This window comes from Corallococcus sp. CA053C (genome assembly GCF_003611675.1).
GTDB lineage: Bacteria > Myxococcota > Myxococcia > Myxococcales > Myxococcaceae > Corallococcus.
The window spans coordinates 1-19227 of record NZ_RAWA01000170.1 but is presented as its reverse complement, the minus strand read 5'-3'; the positions used below and the strand labels follow the sequence as shown (position 1 = coordinate 19227).

Here is a 19227-nt window from a genome sequence, read left to right as displayed (position 1 = left end):
GATTTGTTCCGCAGCGCACGCGGACGGTGCTAGCTGCTGCCTTCGCGACGGTCGTGTCTGGTACGTCCCGGCACGAACGCCCCGTATCGCGCTGATTTCAAGCCTCTGGCTCAACCCGCACCGTGGAGCACGTGAACATGGCAAACACCAAGGTCTTCTTCGACATGACGATCGGTGGAGCGCCCGCCGGCCGTATCGTGATGGAGCTGTTCTCCGACGACGTTCCCAAGACCGCCGAGAACTTCCGCGCCCTGTGCACGGGTGAGAAGGGCGTGGGCCGCAGTGGCAAGCCGCTGCACTACAAGGGCTCTGCCTTCCACCGCGTCATCACGCAGTTCATGTGCCAGGGCGGAGACTTCACCGCCGGCAACGGCACGGGCGGCGAGTCCATCTACGGTGAGAAGTTCGAGGACGAGAACTTCAAGCACAAGCACACGGGCCCGGGCTTCCTGTCCATGGCCAACGCCGGCCGCAACACCAACGGCTCGCAGTTCTTCCTCACCACCGTCCCCACGCCGTGGCTCGACGGCAAGCACGTCGTCTTCGGCAAGGTCGTCGAGGGCATGGACGTCGTGAAGAAGATTGAAGCCGTGGGTTCGCAGTCCGGCGCGACGCGCCAGCCCGTCGTCATCGCGGACAGCGGCCAGCTGTAATCCACGGCGGTCCGTCCGATGCGAAGAGGTCCCCCGTGCGTCACGCGCGGGGGGCCTTTTTCGTTTCCGGAGCCCGTGCACGGACGTCAGGACGGGCCATGTCCGGGTGACGCGTCCTCGTCCTCCTCCTCGCGGTCGGACCGTGCCGGCTCAGGCCGGGAGGGCCGGGTGCCCATGGCGCCGAGGGTGTGCAGCAGGTCCAGCGGGATGGGCAGGATGGTGTGGTTGCCGCCGCCGGTGATCTCCACCAGCGTCTGGAGGTAGCGCAGCTGGAGGGTGGCGGGGTTGCGGCTGATGACATCCGCGGCCAGGGAGAGTTTCTCGGCGGCCTGGTGTTCGCCCTCGGCGGCGATGATCTTCGCGCGCCGCTCGCGCTCCGCTTCGGCCTGACGCGCGATGGCCCGCTGCATCTCCAGCGGCAGATCGATGTGCTTCACCTCCACGTTGGAGACCTTGACGCCCCACGGGTCGGTGCGCGCGTCCAAGACCTGTTGCAGCTCGTGGTTGATGCGCTCGCGCTGGGACAGCAGGTCATCCAGCTCCACCTGTCCCAGGATGGCGCGCAGCGTGGTCTGCGCAAGCTGGCTGGTGGCGTAGAGGTAGTCCTCCACCTGGAGCACGGCCTTGTCCGCCTGGATGACGCGGAAGTAGACGACGGCGTTGACCTTCACGCTGACGTTGTCCTTGGTGATGACGTCCTGCGGGGGCACGTCGCGCGCCACGGTGCGCAGGTCGATGATCACCATGCGTTCGATGAAGGGGATGAGCCAGCGGAAGCCCGCGCGCTTGAGGCCCACGTAGCGGCCCAGCCGGAACACGACGCCGTTCTGGTACTCGGTGACGATGCGCACGCCGGAGACGAAGAGGAGGAACAGCAGGACCAGCGGGATGACGAATCCCAGGGCGCCGAGCAGCTCGATCATGGCATCGCCTCCGTGACGGTGAGGGTGAGCCCTTCCACGGCGCGCACCACGACGCGGGCGCCCTCGTGGATGGGTTGGAAGGAGACGGCGCGCCAGCGCTCGCCGTGGACGAACACCTCGCCGCCCGAAGGCGTGACGGGCCCGAGCGCCGTGCCCGCTTCCCCGACGAGCCCCGCGTCACCGCCCCGCTGCGGCAGCTTGCGCGTCTGGGCGCTGCGGTACGCGATGAAGGTGGCGGCCCCCGCGAAGAGCAGGGCGGTGGGCAGCATCACGGTCCACGACGGCCGGAAGGACGGCTCCACGAACCAGTCCGGCTCGAAGCGGTCCACCAGGAACACGCCGCCCAGGACCAGCAGGCCCGTGCCCGCGGCGCCCAGCAGCCCGCTGGTGACGAAGAGCTCCGCGATGATCAGCCCCACGCCCACGAGCATCAGCACCAGCGCGCCCGAGCGCACCGGCAGCGTGGCCGACGCCATCAGCGCGAGCACCAGCGCCACGATGCCCACGAGTCCCGGCGCCACCGCGCCCGGATGGGACAGCTCCACCACCAGCCCCAGCGCCGCGACGAGGAACAGCAGGTAGACGATGGACGGCTGCGCAATCGCATGCACCACGCGTTGGGATAGCCCTGGCGTCAGCGACTCGATGCGCGCCTCGCGCGTGGCGAGCGTCACGGTGTCACCGTCCGCGACCTCCACGCGGCGACCGTCCACGGCGGTGAGGAACGCGGCCTCGGTGGGGGCGATGAGCTCCACCACGCGGAGCGCCACGGCGCGGTCGGCGGGGACGCTGGCGCTGTCACGCACGGCCGCCGCGGCCCACTCGGGGTTGCGGCCCCGCTGCCGGGCGATGCCTTCCGCGAACGCCACGGTGTCGTTCTCGATCTTCCGCGCGAGCTGTTCGCCGCCCTGCTGATCCACGTCCTCGCCCCGAGCCCCCACCGGGTGCGCGGCGCCGATGTTCGTCCCGGGCGCCATGGCGCTCACGTTCGACGCGAGCGCGATGAAGACGCCCGCGCTGCCGGCATGCGCGCCGGACGGGCCCACCCAGACGAGCACGGGGACGCGCGAGCCCAGGAAGGCACGCACGATGGCGCGCGTGGCCTCCAGCGAGCCGCCCGGGGTGTCCAGCCGCACGAGCAGCGCCTGGGCCCCCTTCTCCTCCGCGCGCTTCACGCAGTCCGCGAGGTACGCGCCCGAACCGGCATCCACCACGCCCTCCAGCTCGCACCGCGCGATGAGGGGCGAAGCGGCGGCGGGGGGCCCTGAAGCGCAGAGGCCCAGCAGGAGGAAGACGCAGATCAGCAACCAGCCTCCGCGACGACCTCGGGCTTCCGCGAAACGGAAGGATCCCGAGGCTCTGTCCGAGGCTCTATCGACGCGCTCCCTCATTGCCGGCCGCTTCCTTCCGGTGCGCACAAACCCTCACGCACACGGACTGTGGCAACGCTGTGCATCGGGACCGTGGGAGACAGGGCCGCGAAGCCGAGGGCCTGGAGGGCGTCCGGCCAGGGAGGGCCCGGAATCCCGCCTGGGCATCCAAAGGTGGACGTTGCAGGGGATGCGCGTTGCTGGAGGAGGACGCACCTCTCCTAGGGTCGCTCTCTTGAACACCCGAGGAGGTTTCATGCGCCGTGCCGTGCTGATCATCGCTGCTCTGGGCCTGACCGCTGGAGCGGTGGCCTGCAAGACCACCCAGCCTCCCGGAACGGAGAACCAGAATCCCATCCAGGGACCGGACACGGTCCGCGAGCCCATCCAGAACGTGCCCGACGAACCGCCCGGCCCTGCAAGCCCCATCAACAACGCGGCGGGTGTGGACGGTGGCACCCCCGAAGCGGAGTAGTCCCGGGACTTCCGTGGCCGGGCGTGAGGAGCGCGTCCGGCCACGAGTTCCATGAGCCCCCGTGCTCCTTCCGTGACACGTGCCCCCCGTGTCACGTGCCCGTCGCGCGACCAGGGTTTCCACCGGGAACACGCGTGCCCTACGGTCCGGCCCCGGCGGCATGGCAGGCGAAGCCGGCGCGACTCCAGGAGGGCAGCACACGGTGGAGACCACGGTCTACAAGGCGGAGCGGGTGTGGACGTTGGATCCGGAGCGGCCGCGCGCGGAGGCGCTGGCGGTGCGCGACGGGCGGGTGCTCGCGGTGGGGACGCTCGCGGAGGTGCGCGCCGCCGCGGGTCCGGGTCCGTGCGAAGTGGACCTGGGCGCGGCCACGGTGGTGCCCGGCCTGGTGGACGCGCACGCGCACCTGCACGGCCTGGGGCGCAGCCTGACGACGGTGCGCCTGGAGCAGTCGCCCTCGGTGGAGGACGTCCTCCAGCGGCTGTCGCGAGCGGCCGCGTCGAGCTTCCAGGGGGACTGGCTGCTCGGCAAGGGCTGGGATCAGAACGAGTGGCCCGGCGCCGCGTTCCCGGGCCGCGCGGAGTTGGATGCGCGCTTCCCCACGACGCCGGTGTTCCTCACGCGCGTGGATCATCACGCGGCCTGGGTGAATGGAGAGGCGCTGCGCCGCGCGGGCATCACGCGCGACACGCCGGATCCGGAAGGAGGCCGCATCCTCAGGGACGCGAGGGGCGAGCCCACCGGCGTGCTGGTGGACAACGCGATGGACGCCGTGGCCGCGGCGATGCCCGCCCCCACGCCAGCACAGTTGGAAATCCGGCTGCGCGCCGCGCTGGAGCGCTGTGCCCAGGTGGGCCTCACGGGCGTGCACGACGCCGGCATGGACCTGGGCGCCTTCCGCATGTTGCAGGCCTGGGACGCGGCGGGGACGCTGCCGCTGCGAGTGTATGCGATGGCCGCGGGCCAGGGCGACGAGCGCCACGCCTACCTGGAGCAGGGCCCGTGGCAGGGCCGTCACCTGTCGATGCGCGCGGTGAAGTTCCTCGCGGACGGAGCGCTGGGCAGTCGGGGCGCGGCGCTGCACGAGGACTACAGCGACGAACCCGGCCAGCGCGGGCTGTTGCTCCTCGCGCCCGAGGAGCTCGAAGCACGCGCCCAGGCCTTCATGGCCCGGGGCTTCCAGGTGTGCATCCACGCCATCGGTGACCGCGCCAACACGCTGGTGGTGGACGTGCTCCTGCGCGGAGCGGAGCGCACGGGGACGAAGGCCCTGCGCCACCGCGTGGAGCACGCGCAGATCCTCCGGCTGGAGGACATCCGCAGGCTGGGCGCCGCGGGGCTTGTGGCCAGCGTGCAGCCCACGCACGCCACCAGCGACATGCGCTGGGCGGAGACGCGGCTGGGACGCGAGCGGCTGAAGGGCGCCTACGCGTGGCGCACGCTGAAGGACGCGGGCGCGCACCTGGCGCTGGGCAGTGACTTCCCCATCGAGAACCCGGACGTGCTCGCGGGGCTCTACGCGGCGCGCACGCGGCAGGACGCGAAGGGCTGGCCCGAGGGCGGCTGGTGGCCGCACGAACGCCTGAGCGCGGCCGAGTCCCTGGAGGGCTTCACCGTGGGACCCGCGTGGGCCTCGTTCGAGGAGGCGAGGCGCGGCAGGTTGAAGCCCGGCCTGGACGCGGACTTCGTCGCGCTCTCAGCGGATCCGCTGGAGGGACCCGCGCACGAGTTGGTGGATGCGCGCGTGCTGGCCACGGTGGTGGCGGGCACGGAGGTGTTCCGGGCCGCCGCCGGGTGACGCGACGCGGGTGACTCACCCGCCGAAGATGTGCGAGCGCGCGGCCTCGGCGATGGCGACGACGGCGGGGTGGCGCAGGCGGCGCTCGACGGTGATGGCGTAGAAGCACTGCTCGATTTCGTCGGTGTGCCCGATGGCGGTGACGTTGAACTGCCGCTGCACCTCTTCGTCGATGATGGAGGGCATGGCGAAGATGCCGTGCCCCTTCTGTCCGAAGGCCTGGAGCAGCGCGCTGTCGTCGAAGTCACCGGCGATGAGGGGGCGGATGCCCCGGCGCTCGAACCACAGGTCCAGCGAGCGGCGCACCGAGGACTCCTCCGACGGCAGCAGCATGGGCGCGCCGTTGAGGGACTGGGGGAAGTCCTTGCGCAGGTGCGCGAGCGACGCGGCGGCGAAGAACGTCACGCCGCACTTGCCCAGCAGGTGGTTGAAGGAGCGGACGCTGACGGGCTCGGAGCCGGGCGCGTCCGCGAGCACCACGTCCAGTTCATGCAGCGCCAGCGACGCGAGCAGCTGGGGCAGGGGGCTCTCGCGGCAGATGATGCGCAGCGAGGGGCCGGCGTCGAGCGCGGGCTTGAGCAGCTGCTCGGCGACGAGCTTGGGGATGACGTCCAGCACGCCCACGTTGAGGCGCAGCTGCTGCCCGGTGGGCAGGCCGGAGACGACGTTCTTCAGCTCGTTGCCCAGGCGGAAGATCTCATCCGCGTAGCGCATGACGGTGCGGCCCACGTCGGACAGGACGAGCTTGCGGCCCTTGCGCTCGAAGAGCTGGTGGCCCAGGGCTTCCTCGAGAAGCTTGATCTGGGTGCTGATGGTCGGCTGGGCGAGGTGCAGCTCCTCGCTCGCCTTGGCGATGCTGCCCGCCCGCGCAACCGTCCAGAAATACAGGAGATGGTGGTAGTTGAGCCAGGCCATGACTTAGGAATAACCGAAGGGATTCATCCAAACTAGCTTATTTTTTTATGAATGCCGGGCACTTATCTCTACGCCTGTCACCGCGCGATGGGTGTGCGGAGGACTGATTGGGGAGGTGCGTTCATGGAAGCCATCTACGAGGAGCGCGTGTCCACGATGGAGGGGGTCGACGCGGGTGTCGACGCCGGTGTGGATGCCGCTGAAGTGGAGTCGCGGGTGCGGGGGCACCTGGAGCTGGTCCGGCGTCTGGCGTGGAAGTACCGCTGGACGGGCCTGTCGCTGGACGAGTTGGTCTCGGAAGGCAACGTGGGCCTGGTGGAGGCGGCGCGCCGGTTCGAGGAGCGGGGCGTGCCGTTCGGCGCGTACGCGCAGCAGTGGATCCGCGCGCGCATCCGGGCCTACGTGTCGCGCACCTGGAGTGTGGCGGGGGGCCGGGCGCCCTGGATTGTCTTCCAACTTCGGCGGGAGCGCGCGCGGCTGGAGGCCCGGTGGGGCGAGGGCCACCCGGAGGTGATGAAGCGGTTGGCCGAGGCGCTGGGGAAGCGGGAGGAGGAGGTGACGCGGGGGTCGGAGGCGCTGGGCAAGGACGTGTCGCTGAACGCGCCGCTGGGCTGGGAGGGCGACGTGACGCAGCTGGACATGCTGGAGTCGGACCTGGACTCGCAGGAGGACCTGGCGGACCGGGACGTGTGGGCGCGGAAGCTTCACCAGAGCGTGGCGGAGGCCTGGCCGGAGCTGGACGCGCGCGAGCAGGCGCTGGTGAAGGAGCGGATGCTGGTGGAGGACGGGGTGAGCGCGGAGCTGCTGGCCCGGCGCTTCGGGGTGACGGCGGTGCGCATCCGGCAGATTGAGCAGGGGCTGCGCCAGAAGCTGCGCCAGCGGCTGACGGCGGGGTGCACGGCCTGGGACGGCGAGGCCCTGCGGCTGGCGGCCTGATCGGTAGGGGAGGGACGGGCCGCGTGGAAAGAGGTTGACGGCGCGGGCAAGGACTCGTAAATCGGCGCTGCCGCGCGCAGAACGCAGCACGCCCAAGTAGCTCAGTCGGTAGAGCAGGGGACTGAAAATCCCCGTGTCGGTGGTTCGATTCCGCCCTTGGGCACAAGACAGCACGAAGAGTTCAGGGCGTCAGACTCCGGTCTGGCGCCCTTTCTTTTTGTCCTCTCGTGGAATCGTCAGGGAGCGGCGCCAATGCGTGACGCGAACAGGCCGAACTTCTGGCTGTGACCCTCGCGCCGGCACCAGTCCTTGATGACGTTCAGGTCCACCTCATGGGCCTGTGCGTGGAAGACGGCGAGCGCCTGTTCCAGGCCGCTGAAGTCGTTCCAGAAGAGAAAGGACGCGAGTCGGTCACGGCATGAGTCGGTGGGCGACAGGACGTACAGCAGCTCGTCGTCACGACGCGCGGTGCTCCAGCTTTTGATCAGGTCGTCCCCCACCGCCAGCGGCCCGTTCGGAAACTCCAAAAGGAAGTGGGAGCGTGGGTGACGGTAGAAGTCTCCCTTCCTCGTGAAGCCGAGCGCGGCCAGCGCCGCTTCGCCTCCCGTCCCCCTGAGGGTGATCACGAAGTCGAGGTCTCCTGATTGGTATGCCTCCGGCGCGTAGTAGGTCGCCGCGCTTCCGCCCGTGAGCACTGCGCGGAAGCCCTGGCGATCCAGTGCGGTGCACACGGCGAAGGCAATGTCCGTGAGTGAAGACGTAGGCTCGATCACGAGAGCCCCGGCTTGCCAGCGCGGCGGGGACGGCGCCGTCGCGCGGCGAGCCTGGCCTGGAGGTCCAAGTCGCGCTCTCCGAGCTTCCAGAGCAGCGCGCTGAGTTCGGCGTGCGCGAAGTACCGAGGGTTCAGGCAGACCACACGCGTTTGCCCCATCAACCGACTGACGATGATCGCTTCCCGTTCGAGCGACGCCAGAATCGATTGGACAGTGTAGGGGCGTACGCCAAGCAGGGCCGCCAACTCACTGGGATAGGTTTCTTCGAGCAGACGGGTGGCCACGAGCACCGCCGTCCTGGTCGAAGTACCAAAGAGCCGAGAGCCATCTTCGAGCACGAAGCAACTCTACCAATCACTTTGGTACTACTGCCAAGATGATTGGTAAAGTATCAGCATCTTGCTTGGGAAGAAGACAGCACGAAGAGTTCAGGGCGTGGCGTCAGACTCCGGTCTGGCGCCCTTTCTTTTTGTCCGACCGTCGGACCTCGCTTCCCTCATCCTGCGGGGTCCGTGAACGACCTGAAGCCCACCGACGCCCCTGCTCGCCTGGCCCTCTCCTGGCGGCTCCTGGTGGGCGCATGGCTGCTGCTGCTCATCGTCCTGCGACTGTGGGACGTGACCCCGCCCCGCGTCGTGGGTGCGCAGGCCGCCCCCGAACAGTTCTCCGCCGAGCGTGCTCGCACCGACCTCCAGGCCCTCACGCGCGCGCCTCGCCCCTCCGGCACTCCGGCGCACCGCGCGGCCCGTGAGTACCTGCTGCGTCGGCTCGCCGAACTGGGCCTGAAGGGAGAGGTGCAGTCGACGTCGGTGGTCGGGGCGTGGTGGGGACTTCCCTACGACGCCGCGCACGTGGACAACGTGATGGCACGCCTGCCCGGGACCGATTCGACCGGCGCCGTGCTGCTCATGGCGCACTACGACTCCGTGCCGCACAGCCCTGGGGCGGGTGACGACGCGGCCGGCGTCGCCGTACTCCTGGAGACGCTCCGGGCGATGAAGGCCACGGGGGCGCTGCGCAACGACCTCCTCTTCCTCTTCACCGACGCGGAGGAGGCGGGCGCGCTGGGCGCGCAGGCGTTCCGTGCGCAGCACCCGTGGGCCCGTGACGTGGGCGTGGTGATCAACTTCGACTCACGCGGCACGAGCGGCGCCACCGTCCTGTACGAGACCAGCCAGGGCAACGCCCGCCTCATCCAGGCGATCGCGGAGTCGGTTCCCCGGCCCGTGGTGTCCTCGCTGTTCCCGGAGGTGGCTCGCCGGCTCGGACACTCCACCGACCTCCGCGTCTTCCGCGAGGCGGGCGTGCCAGCGATGAACTTCGGCTTCTCCGACTCCTCGTCGCACTACCACACGGCCCTGGATCGGCTCGACCACCTGGACCTGCGCAGCGTGCAGCACATGGGCATGTATGCGCTCGCGCTGGGGCGCACGTTCGGCGACCGCGACCTGCGCCAGCTTCCATCGGAGGACGCCGTCTTCTTCGACGTGTTCCTGGGCTGGATGGTCCGCTACCCGCGCTTCCTCGTGCTTCCCTTCGCGGCGCTCATCCTGCTGGCCCAGGTCGCCGTCATGCTTCGCGCCCGAAGCTCGGGCGCCGCCTCGTTCCGGGGCATCGCGCTCGGTGCGCTTGGCTTCCTCGCCAGCATCGTCCTCACCATGGCCGCGACGGGTGCCGTGCTGTTCGTGCTTCGTCGCACGGATCCGTCCCTGGCGCTGATGCGGGAGCCCTATGAGGCGACGTGGTATCGACTGGGGCTGACGGGGATGGGCGCCGGTGTGACCGCGGCGCTGTACCGCCTGCTGCGCCGCTGGCGGACGCCGGAGGAGGTGGCGCTCGGTGCCCTCCTTCCGTGGAGCGTCGGGCTCGCGGTGTCGAGCGTGCTGGCTCCCGGGGCCAGCTACTTCTTCGCGTGGCCGCTGGCGGGTGCGCTGGCGGGATTCGCGGCCCTGTCCTGGGCCCGTCGCACCGGACGCACCTCCCTATCGTTGGCAGTGTTGTTGCTGACCGCGGTGCCTGTGATTGCCGTCGCCGCTCCGGGCCCCTTCCTGTTGTTCGTCGCCCTCCAGGTGCAGCGCGGCTTCGTGGCCGTCGCCGTGGTGGCATTGCTGATGGGAGCGCTGCTGCCCCAAGTCGAGCTGCTGGGCGCGGGCCGGTCCTTCCGTCCCGCCGCGCTGCTGGCCATCGTGGGCGTGGTCCTGCTGGGCGTCGCGCTCGGCAGGTCTGGCTTTTCAGTGGAGAAGCCCCGGCCCACGGGGCTCACGTACGCGGTGGATCAGGCTTCGGGGCAGGCCTGGTGGCTGACCACGGATGACGAGCCGCCTCCTGCCCAGGCCCGCCTCTTTCCCTCGCAGACCGCGCGTCCCGGGCCGGGCGTGATCAGCCCCTATGACCTGGCCTACGTCACCCGGGCCGGCAGCGCTCCGGTGGAGTCCCTTCCAGCCCCAACCGTGGAACTCCTCGCCGACGAGCCGGCGGGCCCCGGGCGACGTCTGCGCCTCAAGGTCCGCTCCGCGCGACAGGCCCCGGAGCTGACGGTCATCGTCTCCTCGGAGACCACCGTCGTCCGGGCCCGCATCGATGGGCGCGATGTCGTGGAGTCTCCGCCCCACCTGTCGAACGAACAGCGGCCGTGGGGCTTCCGCTACCTGGGCGTTCCCTCCGAAGGCTTCGAGCTCGTGCTCGAACTGGCGGAGGCGCGTCCCGTCGAGCTGCGCGTCATCGACCGGACCTACTCGCTGCCCGGCTCGCACGAGGCCCCGGACCTGATGAGCGTGCCGTTCTACCTGGCGGGCTCGACGTTCGACTCGCAGCGCTTCCGCTTCTGATCAGTGTATGGGGTTGGACAGATACCTGCCCATCTGGCCATTGGCGGCATGGAAAACCGCCTGTTAGCGTTTTGCCCCTACCTGCGAGGATCAGTATGCGCGCCGGGGGGCAGCATCCGTGGGAACTCAGTCTATCGGAGCAGCAGCAGCGTGATTTCGAACGGGATGGCTTTGTCGGCCCGCTCCCCGGCTTTCTTTCCATCGATGAAGTCGATGCGCTGCGACGCGAGCTCGACGACGTGGTGTCGAACCGTCGGAGCCACCCGCTCTATGGACGGTTCTCGGTGCGCGACTGGCACCTGGTGTCGCCGCTGGCGATGCGCCTGTTCACGCACCCCGCCATCGTCCGCCGCCTCCAGCAGCTCGCGGGGGAGGACCTGCTCCTCTGGCGCTCGAAGATCTTCCACAGGGCGCTGGGGGATGGGGAGATGGGCTGGCACCAGGAGTGGGGCTGGTTCAACGGCGAGGAGCTTGGCAACGACCGCCCGGGGCTGATCCCCTCCAGTGTCGGTGGGGACTGGTGGAACCTCACCGTCTGGGTGGCGCTCGAAGACCTCACGCCGGACAACGGACCGCTGCGCTTCATCCGGGGCTCGCAGAAGACGCGCTTCCCCATCCAGAGGGTGCCGTTGGTCGACTCGGCGTTCTTCCGAGATCCCTTTCTCGGGGACCCCGACGTGGCGACGCTGGTGGAGCGGGCCCGGGACAACCGGCTGGTGCTCGACGTCGACACGTCCCGGATGTTCGACGGGATTGACGCCCACCTCCTGTCACGGGACGCGCTGAAGACCTATGTGAGGAATTGGCTGTCCAGCCTCCAGGCCGCCATCACGCTCCCCTTCGACGCACCAGCGGAGAGCGTGGTCACGCTGACGATGAAGAAGGGCGACTTCGTCATCTTCACGGAGCGGACGATGCACGCGTTGCTTCCGAACGACACCGCGAGCACCCGGATCGCCATCCACTGCCAGGTGACGACGTCCGACACGCTCGTCTACCCCGGCCGCCTGCGGGGCGACTTCACCGACGGGTCCAACCTGGACATCTCGCGGCACCGCTGTGTGCTGCTGTCAGGGCGGAAGCTCAACCGCGCCAATGCCTGTCTCCACGAGGAAGCCGGGACGCTCCTCGCGGGCCTGGCGCCGCGCGCGCATGGACTGCTGGGAGAGCGGTTGCTGGACCGCGCCGAGGCCCCGGGGCTCCACTGCTGGGAGAACCGCCTGGATGCGCGGACGGTGCCCTTCCTCGGGGACTCCAAGATGCGCGGGTCGGTCCACATCCCCGGTGTGACGTACGTGGAGATGGCGCTGGCGGCGGCGGAGGCGGTGCTCGGCCGCCGTCCGGTGTCCGTGGAAGACGTCGAGTACCACCATGCGCTCGTGCTCCAGGAGGACGGGGCGCGGCGGCTCCAGCTGTCGCTCCAGCGCGAAGGCGAGGGCGCGGCGGTGCGCGTGCACAGCCGCCCCGCGGAGGGCGCCGGGGCCTGGCAGCTCCACGCCAGCTTGAGGCTCCGACCCGATGCGCTGGCCCTGCCGGAGCCGGGAAGTGATGCGGTGCGCGCGGGACGTCGCTCCGCGGTCTGACTTCGAACAGGGATGGCGACATGAACGCGCGAAGCCCCAGCAGTGGCCCTGCTGTCGACTGGAGTCTGTCCTTCTTCGCGAGCGGCGAGGGGCGGGGTGACAAGTACCGGCTGCTCTTCGACGCGGCCCGCTTCGCGGACACCCAGGGCCTGCGCGGCATCTGGGTCCCCGAACGTCACTTCACGCCCCTGGGCGGGCTCTTCCCGCAGCCCTCGCTGCTCCTGGCGGCGCTGGCGCGCGAGACGCGCAACCTGCGGCTGGGCGCAGGGAGCATCGTGGTCCCGCTCCACCATCCGGTGCGCATCGCGGAGGCGCTCTCCGTCGTGGACAACCTGTCCGGCGGCCGCGTGGTGGCGTCGTTCGCTTCGGGGTGGAACCCGGGGGACTTCGCGCTCGCGCCCGAAGCCTACGAGGACCGGCACCGCGTGATGCTCCAGGGCGTGGAGACGGTGCGGCGGTTGTGGAGCGGTCAGCCGTTGAGCCTGCCCGGCGGCGATGGCCTCGAACATGAGGTGCGCATCTTCCCGACGCCGCTCCAGCGCGCGCTGCCCATCTGGCTCACGTCCACGGGCTCCGCCGCGACGTTCGAGACCGCGGGGGCGCTGGGCGCCAACATCCTCACCCACCTCGTGGATCAGGACCTGGACGTGCTGGCGGCGCGGATCGCCGCCTACCGTCGGGGCCGGCAGCGGGTGGGACTCCCCGAGGACGGCGGCACCGTCACCGTCATGCTGCACACGTTCCTCGGAGAGGACGAAGCGCGGGTGCGCGCCCAGGCCCGTCCCGCGTTCCGTCGCTACCTGCTCGCGAACGCGCCCCTGCTCCAGGCGGGCGCCTACAGCCGCGGCAGGAAGATGGACCTGTCCCAGCTCGCGGAGGGCGACATCGAGGCGCTCGTGGATCACCAGTTCGAGCGGCTGTTCTCGGGACACGCCCTGCTCGGCACACCGGAGAAGTGCGTCCCGCTCGTGCGGAGCCTGACGGCGCTGGGCGTTGGTGAGATCGCCTGCCTGGTGGACTTCGTCGACGAGCCGGGCGAGGTGCTCGAAGGTCTCCACTCCCTGCTGCGTCTGCGCGAGCTGTGCGCGGCGGCTCCGAGGAGCCGGCCCGTTCCCCTCGCGGCGCCTCCCGTGCAGGCGTCCCCGGCGGCGCCTTCGTTGGAGGAGCAGCGCGCCCGCGCGGAGGAGGTGCTCGCGGGTGAGACGTTCTATGCGCGCCTGCTGAAGGCCGGAGGGGACTCCGCCGGGCCCGGCCTCCGGATCATCTCGCGGTTGTGGCGCCGTGCGGATGAGGCGCTCGCGGAGCTGGAGCTTCCCGCGTCCCTGCGCGCGGACCTGGGCCGGTATCAGGCGCACCCGGCGCTGCTCGACCACTGCTTCGCCGTGTTGATCGCGACGGCGCTCGCGGAAGGCGCGGAGGCCGGGGCGGGGCAGGTGGGCCTGCCGTCGGGGATGCGCAGCTTCCGCATCCTGGGAGCGCTCTCCCGCGCGCGCTACAGCCGGGCCGTGCGAGTGCCCGAGGCGGAGGATGGGAACTCGCTCGTCGGGAACGTGGCCATCCTGGATGCGGACGGCGTGGTCATCGCGGAGGCCACCGGGCTGCGGATCCAGGGACTGGGGAAGAAGCGCGTCGCGGCCACGCCGACGGTGGGGGCCTACACGCTGCGCTGGGAGCCCATGCCTCCCTTGAATGCACGGCCCCCTGGTGGTGGGCCGTGGCTCGTGCTCGACAGTGGCTCCGAGCTGGGGGCGCCGTTGGTGGCGGCGCTGGAGGACCATGGCGTCTCGCGGGCCCGCTTGGTTCCGGAGGTCATCGGTCACGATGCCCGGGCCATCGAGCACCAGGTGAAGGAGTCGCTGGCGGCGGGTCCGGCGGGTGGCACCGTGGTGTTCCTGTGGGAAGCGGGCGAGCGTTCCGGTTCGGTGGATCCCGGCGTGCTGGGCCACAAGCTCGCCGTCCTGGCCGCCGCCGCGCGCGGGGCCGCGCATCCCGCCTCCGGTGGCGCGAGGCTCATCGTCGTCACCTCGGGGGCGCTGGCGGTCCAGGGGCCTCCCACCGCGCCGGAGGCCGCCACGGCCTGGGGGCTCGCGCGCACGCTCTTCGCGGAGCACCCTTCGTTGGCGGGGGGGCTCATCGACCTGGAGCGCGAGCCCGTGACGGACAGGTCCGTGCTGCTGCTCGTCACGGCCCTGCTGGCGCCGGAGCGTGAGCTGGAGGTCGCCTACCGTCGAGGCCGGGCCTACGTGCCGAGGCTGGAGGCGGCGGAGCTGCCCCCCGCGCCCGTGCTCCCCGCGTACCGCGCCGACGCGAGCTACCTCATCCTCGGCGGGATGGGGGCGCTGGGGCTCGCGGTCGCGGGGCACCTCGCGGCCCGGGGCGCGGGCGCGCTCATCCTCCTGCAGCGCACGCCGCTGTCGGACATGGAGCAGGGCCCGGATCCGCGTGCGCAACGGAGGGCGGTGGAAGCGCTGGAGCAGGCCGGGGCTCGCGTGGCGGTCGTCCCCGCGGATGTCTCCGATGCGCGATCCGTCGCACGGGCCCTGGAGGAATTGCGGCGCAGGGGGTGGCCGCCGGTGAAGGGCGTGGTCCATGCCGCGGCCGTCCTCCGCGACGGCACGCTGGCGCGGCTGGACGCGGATGCGTTCACGCGTGTGCTGGCACCGAAGGTCTCCGGGGCGTGGTTGGTGCACCGGGCCCTGGGGGACACGCCGCTGGATTTCTTCGTGCTGTTCTCCTCCGCGGCCTCCATCACCGGGGCGCCGGGGCAGGGGAACTCCGCGGCCGCGAATGCGTTCCTGGACTCGCTCGCGCCCGCGCTGGTCGCGGCGGGCCGTCCCGCCGTGAGCATCAGCTGGGGGCCCTGGGCGGACGTCGGCATGACGGCTCGCACCTCACGTCCCGGCGCCCTGCATTCGGGGCGGGGCCTGGAGGTCGAAGCGGCGCTCGGCGCGTTCGAGCGGCTTCGCTCCGGTGCGCTCGGGGCCCATGTCGCGGTGCTGTCGTTCGATTGGGGAAAGCTGGGCGAGGTCCTCCCCGTGCTCGCGGGCAGGCCCATGTTCTCGCGCCTGGTTCCCCAGCCCGCGTCTCCTGTCCGGGGATTGGATCCGGCGAAGTTGCGGTCCGCGGCTCCGGAGGCAGCCCGGCGGATGCTGGAGCAATACCTGTGCGCGAACGTCGCGACCCTCCTGGGCTTGAAGCCGGGGGACGTCGAACCGGAGCGCACCCTCACCGGCATGGGGTTCAATTCGTTGTCCGCGCTGCAGCTTCGCAACACCGTGGATGCGGAGCTGGGGGTGGCGCTGCCGGTGGTGGGCTTCCTGGAGCAGACCACCCTCCGGAGCCTCGCGACGGCGGTGCTGCTCGCGCTTCCCGGCTCCACAAGCCATTGACGGGATGGGCGTGTGAGTGCGCCTGCTCAGACCGCCCTGAACTTCGCGCCAGAGATGCCGAGGTGCTCCAAGGCATTCTTGATGTCTTCGGAGACGATGAGCGCGATGTGCCAACCCCAGGGACGGAACACCCTGGCGGTTCCTACCTTCGTCGGGTCGATCCGCATCCCGGAGACGGAGGAGTAGGTGCCAACCCGGTCCGGTCGACCGTCCTCCGGCATCCAGTAACGGACTTCCTCCGACGCCTGGTCGTCGATGCACTTCACGATACGGACGACGTTGACGAGGAGGTACGACTCCTTCCGCGTCTCTATCTCCACCGGGAGGAGTTGCACGTCCCCCGATGCGAGCTTCGCCATGAGCGTCGCGACCTTCTCGGTAACGATGGGGACCGCACCGGCATCGGCGAGCGTGAAGTCGAGGGGCCTGCCGGCCTGGTAGATGGGGATCCTCAGGCGGGCTTCCGCCTGCGCGGGTTCGCCGCGAAGGAACACACGTGACCCGAACTCCTGTCCCCGCGAGTCGATGGGTGTTCCCAGTTCCCACCGGCCAGGAACATGGACGTCATCCGACAACTTGAAGTACCGCGTCGCCATGGTGGGGTCCCGACTTCAATCGGTCCGGGTGACCAACTTGTTGAGCAGGGTGTTCTGCGTGTTGATCTCTTTTGCCAGCTTCTCGAGGATGTTGACCAGTAACTCGCGGCACTGTCGCATGCTGTCGCAATCCCGTGTCGCATCCCTCAACCGCTCGAAGATTTCCTCGTGGTATTCCTGAGGGTGCGGACCTTTGTGGCCCCTGACGCGCACCTTGTTGGCCGGGTCATCCAGCGACATGCCGGCCTTTTCGAAGAGCTGTCGGAACCTGGGAGTCCACGGCCCACCGCTGTGGGTGGCCTTCTCGAATTTGTTGCTGGCGATGTGATGCTCGTGGCCCTTGGCGTCCACTCCTTCGGTTCGCGAGGCGCTCGTCTCCCTCGCGGTCTGGGCCACTGCCCCTGGGGCTAGAGCGATGGTGATGACGCCTCCTGGCGCCATTTCCACGGAGGTGACTTGGCCTGCCGCGGAGAGGCGGAACCCGCCCTGCTCCGCCCCCAACAAAGCCGCCTGTGCCGAGCCAGGCAGGGTGGGCAGCCTTGCCGCCAGCGTCTGGGCGGTTTCTCCGAGGGCGGCCATGGCAAGCATGACGAAGACACGCGCAGCATTCTTGCCCATCACCTTGCCGTACGCCTCGCCTGCACCTCGGATCTCGTCGAAGGTCGTGGCCATCCGCACTTGTGCGGCGAGCGCCTGGAAGCCCTGGATGAGGCCCCACACAGTGTCCCAGCCAAGGTAGGCAATGAGGCTGACTGTCAGGACCGCAGCGATGCCCTTGGAGACCGGCTCGGGGAGCAGCCAGAGGCCGAAGTAGACAGCGCCCGTCGTGGCCAGCATGGCGACAATCTCGTCTTGATGGGTGAGTGCTCCCAGCGCATCGACAGTCTCATTCCAGACGGAATCCAGGGCGATTTGAAAGGCCAGGGTTCGTCTGCCCTCCTCATCCAGTGAGGGCCCGTCATCAAGCAGGCGCAGGCAATCCCCGGGAGTTCCTTTGCGTTTGCACCAGCGAGTGTAGGCACTCGTCAGCTCGGAACTGGCATCAGGCTCCAGAAGGTGAGCCCGCTCCGGCGACTCAACGGAAACGAGTCCCAGCCTCCCCCTGACATGCGAATAGGTGCGTGGGCGCAAGGACTGCGCGAACAGTCGAAGTGCTGCTTCACGAGGGGGGCCCAAATAGGTGGCATCGCGCCCCAACTGATGGACCGCTTCCTTGAAACCGCTTCCCTCCAGTTTGACGGGTTTGATGCCGCTGGGTGGCACGTAGGCAATGGGATCGCCTTGACCAGTCTCCAGTCGGAAGGCCCGTGAGGAGGTGCCGCAACCGACGAGCAGCAACAGTAGCAGGGGGATCCACCTGCGTGCGTTCACGACGCCTCCTGGACAGCGCTCTCTTCTAGAGACAGAAGATGCTCAAAAGGCGATGTCGTCCGGGTCCTTGTTCTTGAAGAAGCACGGGCGACACAGTGGTTTGTTCATGGTCGCGGGCGTTTCCGTCCCACACAGGTGGCAATGCTTATCCGTGTAGTTCGGGTCGCCGTAGCGATTCCAGATGGCGAAGTGCTCATCGCAATAGGGTTCGTCGGGTGAGAATTCAATCTCGCAGCAACAGCGAATGCAGAACCCATGGTCCGGACTCTTCGGCACAGAGGATGGCGCCTTCTTCGACCTGGGCTTCGCTTCAGCGGGCGGAGAGGGGCGACGCGCATCCGTGGAGCGTGCTCGCCCCCATGCCTCAAGATGAGGGGCGATCTCGGTCTTCACGAACGCGGTGATCTGGGCGTATTCGGCGCGCTCCGCGGGAACCCAGACTCCAATTTCGATGCTGTTGTTGAACGAGGACTCAAGCAGGTTCAGGGACGTGATGAGTGCATGTCGTTCGGAATAATAGAGCTTGGCATGCAGGTCCTTGACGCAAGCAAGCTTGAGGCCTGCTTCCAGGAGCTTGGTCAGTGACTCCTGGCCCTGGATGGACGGGCCCCGGGTGCTTTCATCCTCGGCGCGAATGACAAGAGTGACCTCGACCTTGCGGTCAAGGGTCTGCCGGATCTTTCGCTCCAGGTCGCGCAGCTTGTCGATGCTGACGTAGGGACTGATCAACACGACGGACTTCCGGGCTTCGTCGAGGATGCCGTGCAGTCGCCGCACGGTGTCGCTCTTTCCGAGGAACTCAAGGGGCTGCGGGCCTTGCTGGCGGAAGAATTGGTCGAACATGGGGGAGTGTGTCTGGTTCATACCAGGAGTCCCGGACTCCTGGAATGCGGTCCGGGGTGCACATCCGGGCGCGACGCGGTAGATGGAGGGACCGGAGGAACATCAACGCAATGGACTCGAACGTGGTGGCGGAGCTGGAGAAGGCGGGCGTGAAGGTGGATGACCCCATGCGCCTGTTCATCCCCGTGGAGCGGGACGAGCAGGGCCGGGTGAAGACCGTGGGCGACGAGGTGCCCGTTCGCTACGGCGACGTCACCGCCCACGTGCACCTGCTGCCCGTCGCGAAGCTGTGGACCGGCGACAAGCAGCCCCCCAACTTCGCCAAGCCGCCCTTCTTCGAATACGAGCCGTTCTTCTTCCTCATCGAGGCCACCGCCGCCGGCTTCTGCCGCGACACGCGCCACCCGGAGAACGACCGGGAGTTCGCCCAGCTCTACCGCCACCTGGCGCGGCGGCCGGACGGCCACCACAAGAACCCCCTCTTCTCCCACCTGCGCGCCGCCGCCCGCCTGTACATGTCCCTGCGCGACGTCAGCCAGGCGGAGTTCGAGGCCGTCGCCCAGCGCCTCCACCAGTCCGCGAACACGTACTCGGCCCACGTCGGCAGCCAGAACTACTTCATCAACGTGCTGCGACAGGTGCTGGGCGCCTGAGCAGGACCGCCGAGGCGGGGCACGCCTGCCTCCCCGCTTCCTCGGCGTAGGCCTGGGAGGGATGTCGGGGCGCGGACGAGGGTGAGGACGACCGGGGGCACAGGCTCGCCAGGTCCCCACC

Annotated in this window: 16 protein-coding genes and 1 tRNA gene; 9 read left to right on the top strand and 8 right to left on the bottom strand. The window is 69.3% G+C overall.

Translation table 11 applies throughout. From position 1 onward, the window contains the following. Nucleotides 1-137: 137 nt before the first annotated feature. Complete coding sequence (locus D7V97_RS22160; protein WP_120612649.1) at nucleotides 138-653, top strand: peptidylprolyl isomerase; 516 nt, start codon at nucleotides 138-140, stop codon at nucleotides 651-653. An 86-nt stretch (nucleotides 654-739) separates the two neighbouring features. On the opposite strand, the gene D7V97_RS22155 is transcribed toward D7V97_RS22160, so the two are convergent. Further along, nucleotides 740-1576, bottom strand: a complete 837-nt coding sequence (locus D7V97_RS22155; RefSeq protein WP_120612648.1) for a slipin family protein — start codon at nucleotides 1574-1576, stop codon at nucleotides 740-742. Beyond that, nucleotides 1573-2967, bottom strand: coding sequence for a nodulation protein NfeD (locus D7V97_RS22150; RefSeq protein ID WP_120612647.1), 1395 nt, complete (start codon nucleotides 2965-2967; stop codon nucleotides 1573-1575). Before D7V97_RS22150 ends, D7V97_RS22155 begins: the two co-directional genes overlap by 4 nt. A gap of 235 nt (nucleotides 2968-3202) precedes the next feature. On the opposite strand from D7V97_RS22150, the gene D7V97_RS22145 reads away from it, so the two are divergent. Both D7V97_RS22145 and D7V97_RS22140 read left to right on the top strand, forming a co-directional pair. Then, the gene (locus D7V97_RS22145) at nucleotides 3203-3421 is read left to right on the top strand and encodes a hypothetical protein (protein WP_120612646.1); all 219 of its coding nucleotides are present in this window, start codon (nucleotides 3203-3205) and stop codon (nucleotides 3419-3421) included. Between the two features lie 202 nt (nucleotides 3422-3623). Next, nucleotides 3624-5219 carry an amidohydrolase gene (locus D7V97_RS22140; RefSeq protein WP_120612645.1) on the top strand — a complete coding sequence of 532 codons (1596 nt, stop codon included), beginning with the start codon at nucleotides 3624-3626 and terminating at the stop codon, nucleotides 5217-5219. Nucleotides 5220-5234: 15 nt separating this feature from the next. Here the strand turns inward: D7V97_RS22140 and nhaR are convergent, their stop codons facing one another. Next, complete coding sequence (nhaR, locus tag D7V97_RS22135) at nucleotides 5235-6134, bottom strand: transcriptional activator NhaR (protein ID WP_120612644.1); 900 nt, start codon at nucleotides 6132-6134, stop codon at nucleotides 5235-5237. A gap of 123 nt (nucleotides 6135-6257) precedes the next feature. Between nhaR and D7V97_RS22130 the strand changes: the two genes are divergently transcribed. Both D7V97_RS22130 and D7V97_RS22125 read left to right on the top strand, forming a co-directional pair. Beyond that, nucleotides 6258-7070: a sigma-70 family RNA polymerase sigma factor gene (locus D7V97_RS22130; RefSeq protein WP_120612643.1), complete on the top strand. Its 813-nt coding sequence runs from the start codon at nucleotides 6258-6260 to the stop codon at nucleotides 7068-7070. A gap of 90 nt (nucleotides 7071-7160) precedes the next feature. Then, nucleotides 7161-7233: transfer RNA gene (locus D7V97_RS22125), tRNA-Phe, on the top strand. Nucleotides 7234-7306: 73 nt separating this feature from the next. On the opposite strand, the gene D7V97_RS22120 is transcribed toward D7V97_RS22125, so the two are convergent. Together D7V97_RS22120 and D7V97_RS22115 are read right to left on the bottom strand one after the other, a co-directional pair. Next, nucleotides 7307-7843: a hypothetical protein gene (locus D7V97_RS22120; protein WP_120612642.1), complete on the bottom strand. Its 537-nt coding sequence runs from the start codon at nucleotides 7841-7843 to the stop codon at nucleotides 7307-7309. Then, nucleotides 7840-8127 carry an ArsR family transcriptional regulator gene (locus tag D7V97_RS22115; protein WP_147444919.1) on the bottom strand — a complete coding sequence of 96 codons (288 nt, stop codon included), beginning with the start codon at nucleotides 8125-8127 and terminating at the stop codon, nucleotides 7840-7842. The genes D7V97_RS22120 and D7V97_RS22115 overlap by 4 nt, the downstream gene beginning before the upstream one ends. A 228-nt stretch (nucleotides 8128-8355) precedes the next feature. Between D7V97_RS22115 and D7V97_RS22110 the strand changes: the two genes are divergently transcribed. From D7V97_RS22110 to D7V97_RS22100, 3 genes are all read left to right on the top strand, one after another. Next, nucleotides 8356-10671, top strand: coding sequence for a M20/M25/M40 family metallo-hydrolase (locus D7V97_RS22110; RefSeq protein WP_120612640.1), 2316 nt, complete (start codon nucleotides 8356-8358; stop codon nucleotides 10669-10671). 95 nt (nucleotides 10672-10766) lie between these two features. Further along, nucleotides 10767-12254 carry a phytanoyl-CoA dioxygenase family protein gene (locus D7V97_RS22105; protein WP_120612639.1) on the top strand — a complete coding sequence of 496 codons (1488 nt, stop codon included), beginning with the start codon at nucleotides 10767-10769 and terminating at the stop codon, nucleotides 12252-12254. Between the two features lie 20 nt (nucleotides 12255-12274). Further along, complete coding sequence (locus D7V97_RS22100; protein ID WP_120612638.1) at nucleotides 12275-15643, top strand: bifunctional LLM class flavin-dependent oxidoreductase/SDR family oxidoreductase; 3369 nt, start codon at nucleotides 12275-12277, stop codon at nucleotides 15641-15643. A gap of 26 nt (nucleotides 15644-15669) precedes the next feature. Here D7V97_RS22100 and D7V97_RS22095 read toward each other — a convergent pair whose 3' ends face one another. The 3 genes from D7V97_RS22095 to D7V97_RS22085 are packed head-to-tail and all read right to left on the bottom strand — an operon-like array spanning nucleotide 15670 to nucleotide 18474. After that, entirely contained in the window at nucleotides 15670-16239 is a 570-nt protein-coding gene (locus D7V97_RS22095) for a DUF1629 domain-containing protein (RefSeq protein ID WP_120612637.1), read from the bottom strand. 15 nt (nucleotides 16240-16254) lie between these two features. After that, nucleotides 16255-17610 carry an AHH domain-containing protein gene (locus D7V97_RS22090; RefSeq protein ID WP_120612636.1) on the bottom strand — a complete coding sequence of 452 codons (1356 nt, stop codon included), beginning with the start codon at nucleotides 17608-17610 and terminating at the stop codon, nucleotides 16255-16257. A 42-nt stretch (nucleotides 17611-17652) separates the two neighbouring features. Further along, on the bottom strand, nucleotides 17653-18474 hold the full coding sequence (locus D7V97_RS22085; protein ID WP_233583075.1) for a phospholipase D-like domain-containing protein: 822 nt from the start codon (nucleotides 18472-18474) through the stop codon (nucleotides 17653-17655). A gap of 89 nt (nucleotides 18475-18563) precedes the next feature. Here D7V97_RS22085 and D7V97_RS22080 point away from each other — a divergent pair, with 89 nt between their 5' ends. Further along, nucleotides 18564-19106, top strand: a complete 543-nt coding sequence (locus tag D7V97_RS22080) for a hypothetical protein (protein ID WP_120612634.1) — start codon at nucleotides 18564-18566, stop codon at nucleotides 19104-19106. The last annotated feature ends 121 nt before the right edge of the window (nucleotides 19107-19227 follow it).

Excerpts from the sequence above, each read along its gene's own strand:
- D7V97_RS22160 (WP_120612649.1), top strand. The coding sequence starts at position 138 with ATGGCAAACACCAAGGTCTTCTTCGACATGACGATCGGTGGAGCGCCC.
- D7V97_RS22155 (WP_120612648.1), bottom strand. The coding sequence starts at position 1,576 with ATGATCGAGCTGCTCGGCGCCCTGGGATTCGTCATCCCGCTGGTCCTG.
- D7V97_RS22150 (WP_120612647.1), bottom strand. The coding sequence starts at position 2,967 with ATGAGGGAGCGCGTCGATAGAGCCTCGGACAGAGCCTCGGGATCCTTC.
- D7V97_RS22145 (WP_120612646.1), top strand. The coding sequence starts at position 3,203 with ATGCGCCGTGCCGTGCTGATCATCGCTGCTCTGGGCCTGACCGCTGGA.
- nhaR (WP_120612644.1), bottom strand. The coding sequence starts at position 6,134 with ATGGCCTGGCTCAACTACCACCATCTCCTGTATTTCTGGACGGTTGCG.
- D7V97_RS22130 (WP_120612643.1), top strand. The coding sequence starts at position 6,258 with ATGGAAGCCATCTACGAGGAGCGCGTGTCCACGATGGAGGGGGTCGAC.
- D7V97_RS22105 (WP_120612639.1), top strand. The coding sequence starts at position 10,767 with ATGCGCGCCGGGGGGCAGCATCCGTGGGAACTCAGTCTATCGGAGCAG.
- D7V97_RS22100 (WP_120612638.1), top strand. The coding sequence starts at position 12,275 with ATGAACGCGCGAAGCCCCAGCAGTGGCCCTGCTGTCGACTGGAGTCTG.
- D7V97_RS22095 (WP_120612637.1), bottom strand. The coding sequence starts at position 16,239 with ATGGCGACGCGGTACTTCAAGTTGTCGGATGACGTCCATGTTCCTGGC.
- D7V97_RS22085 (WP_233583075.1), bottom strand. The coding sequence starts at position 18,474 with ATGAACCAGACACACTCCCCCATGTTCGACCAATTCTTCCGCCAGCAA.
- D7V97_RS22080 (WP_120612634.1), top strand. The coding sequence starts at position 18,564 with ATGGACTCGAACGTGGTGGCGGAGCTGGAGAAGGCGGGCGTGAAGGTG.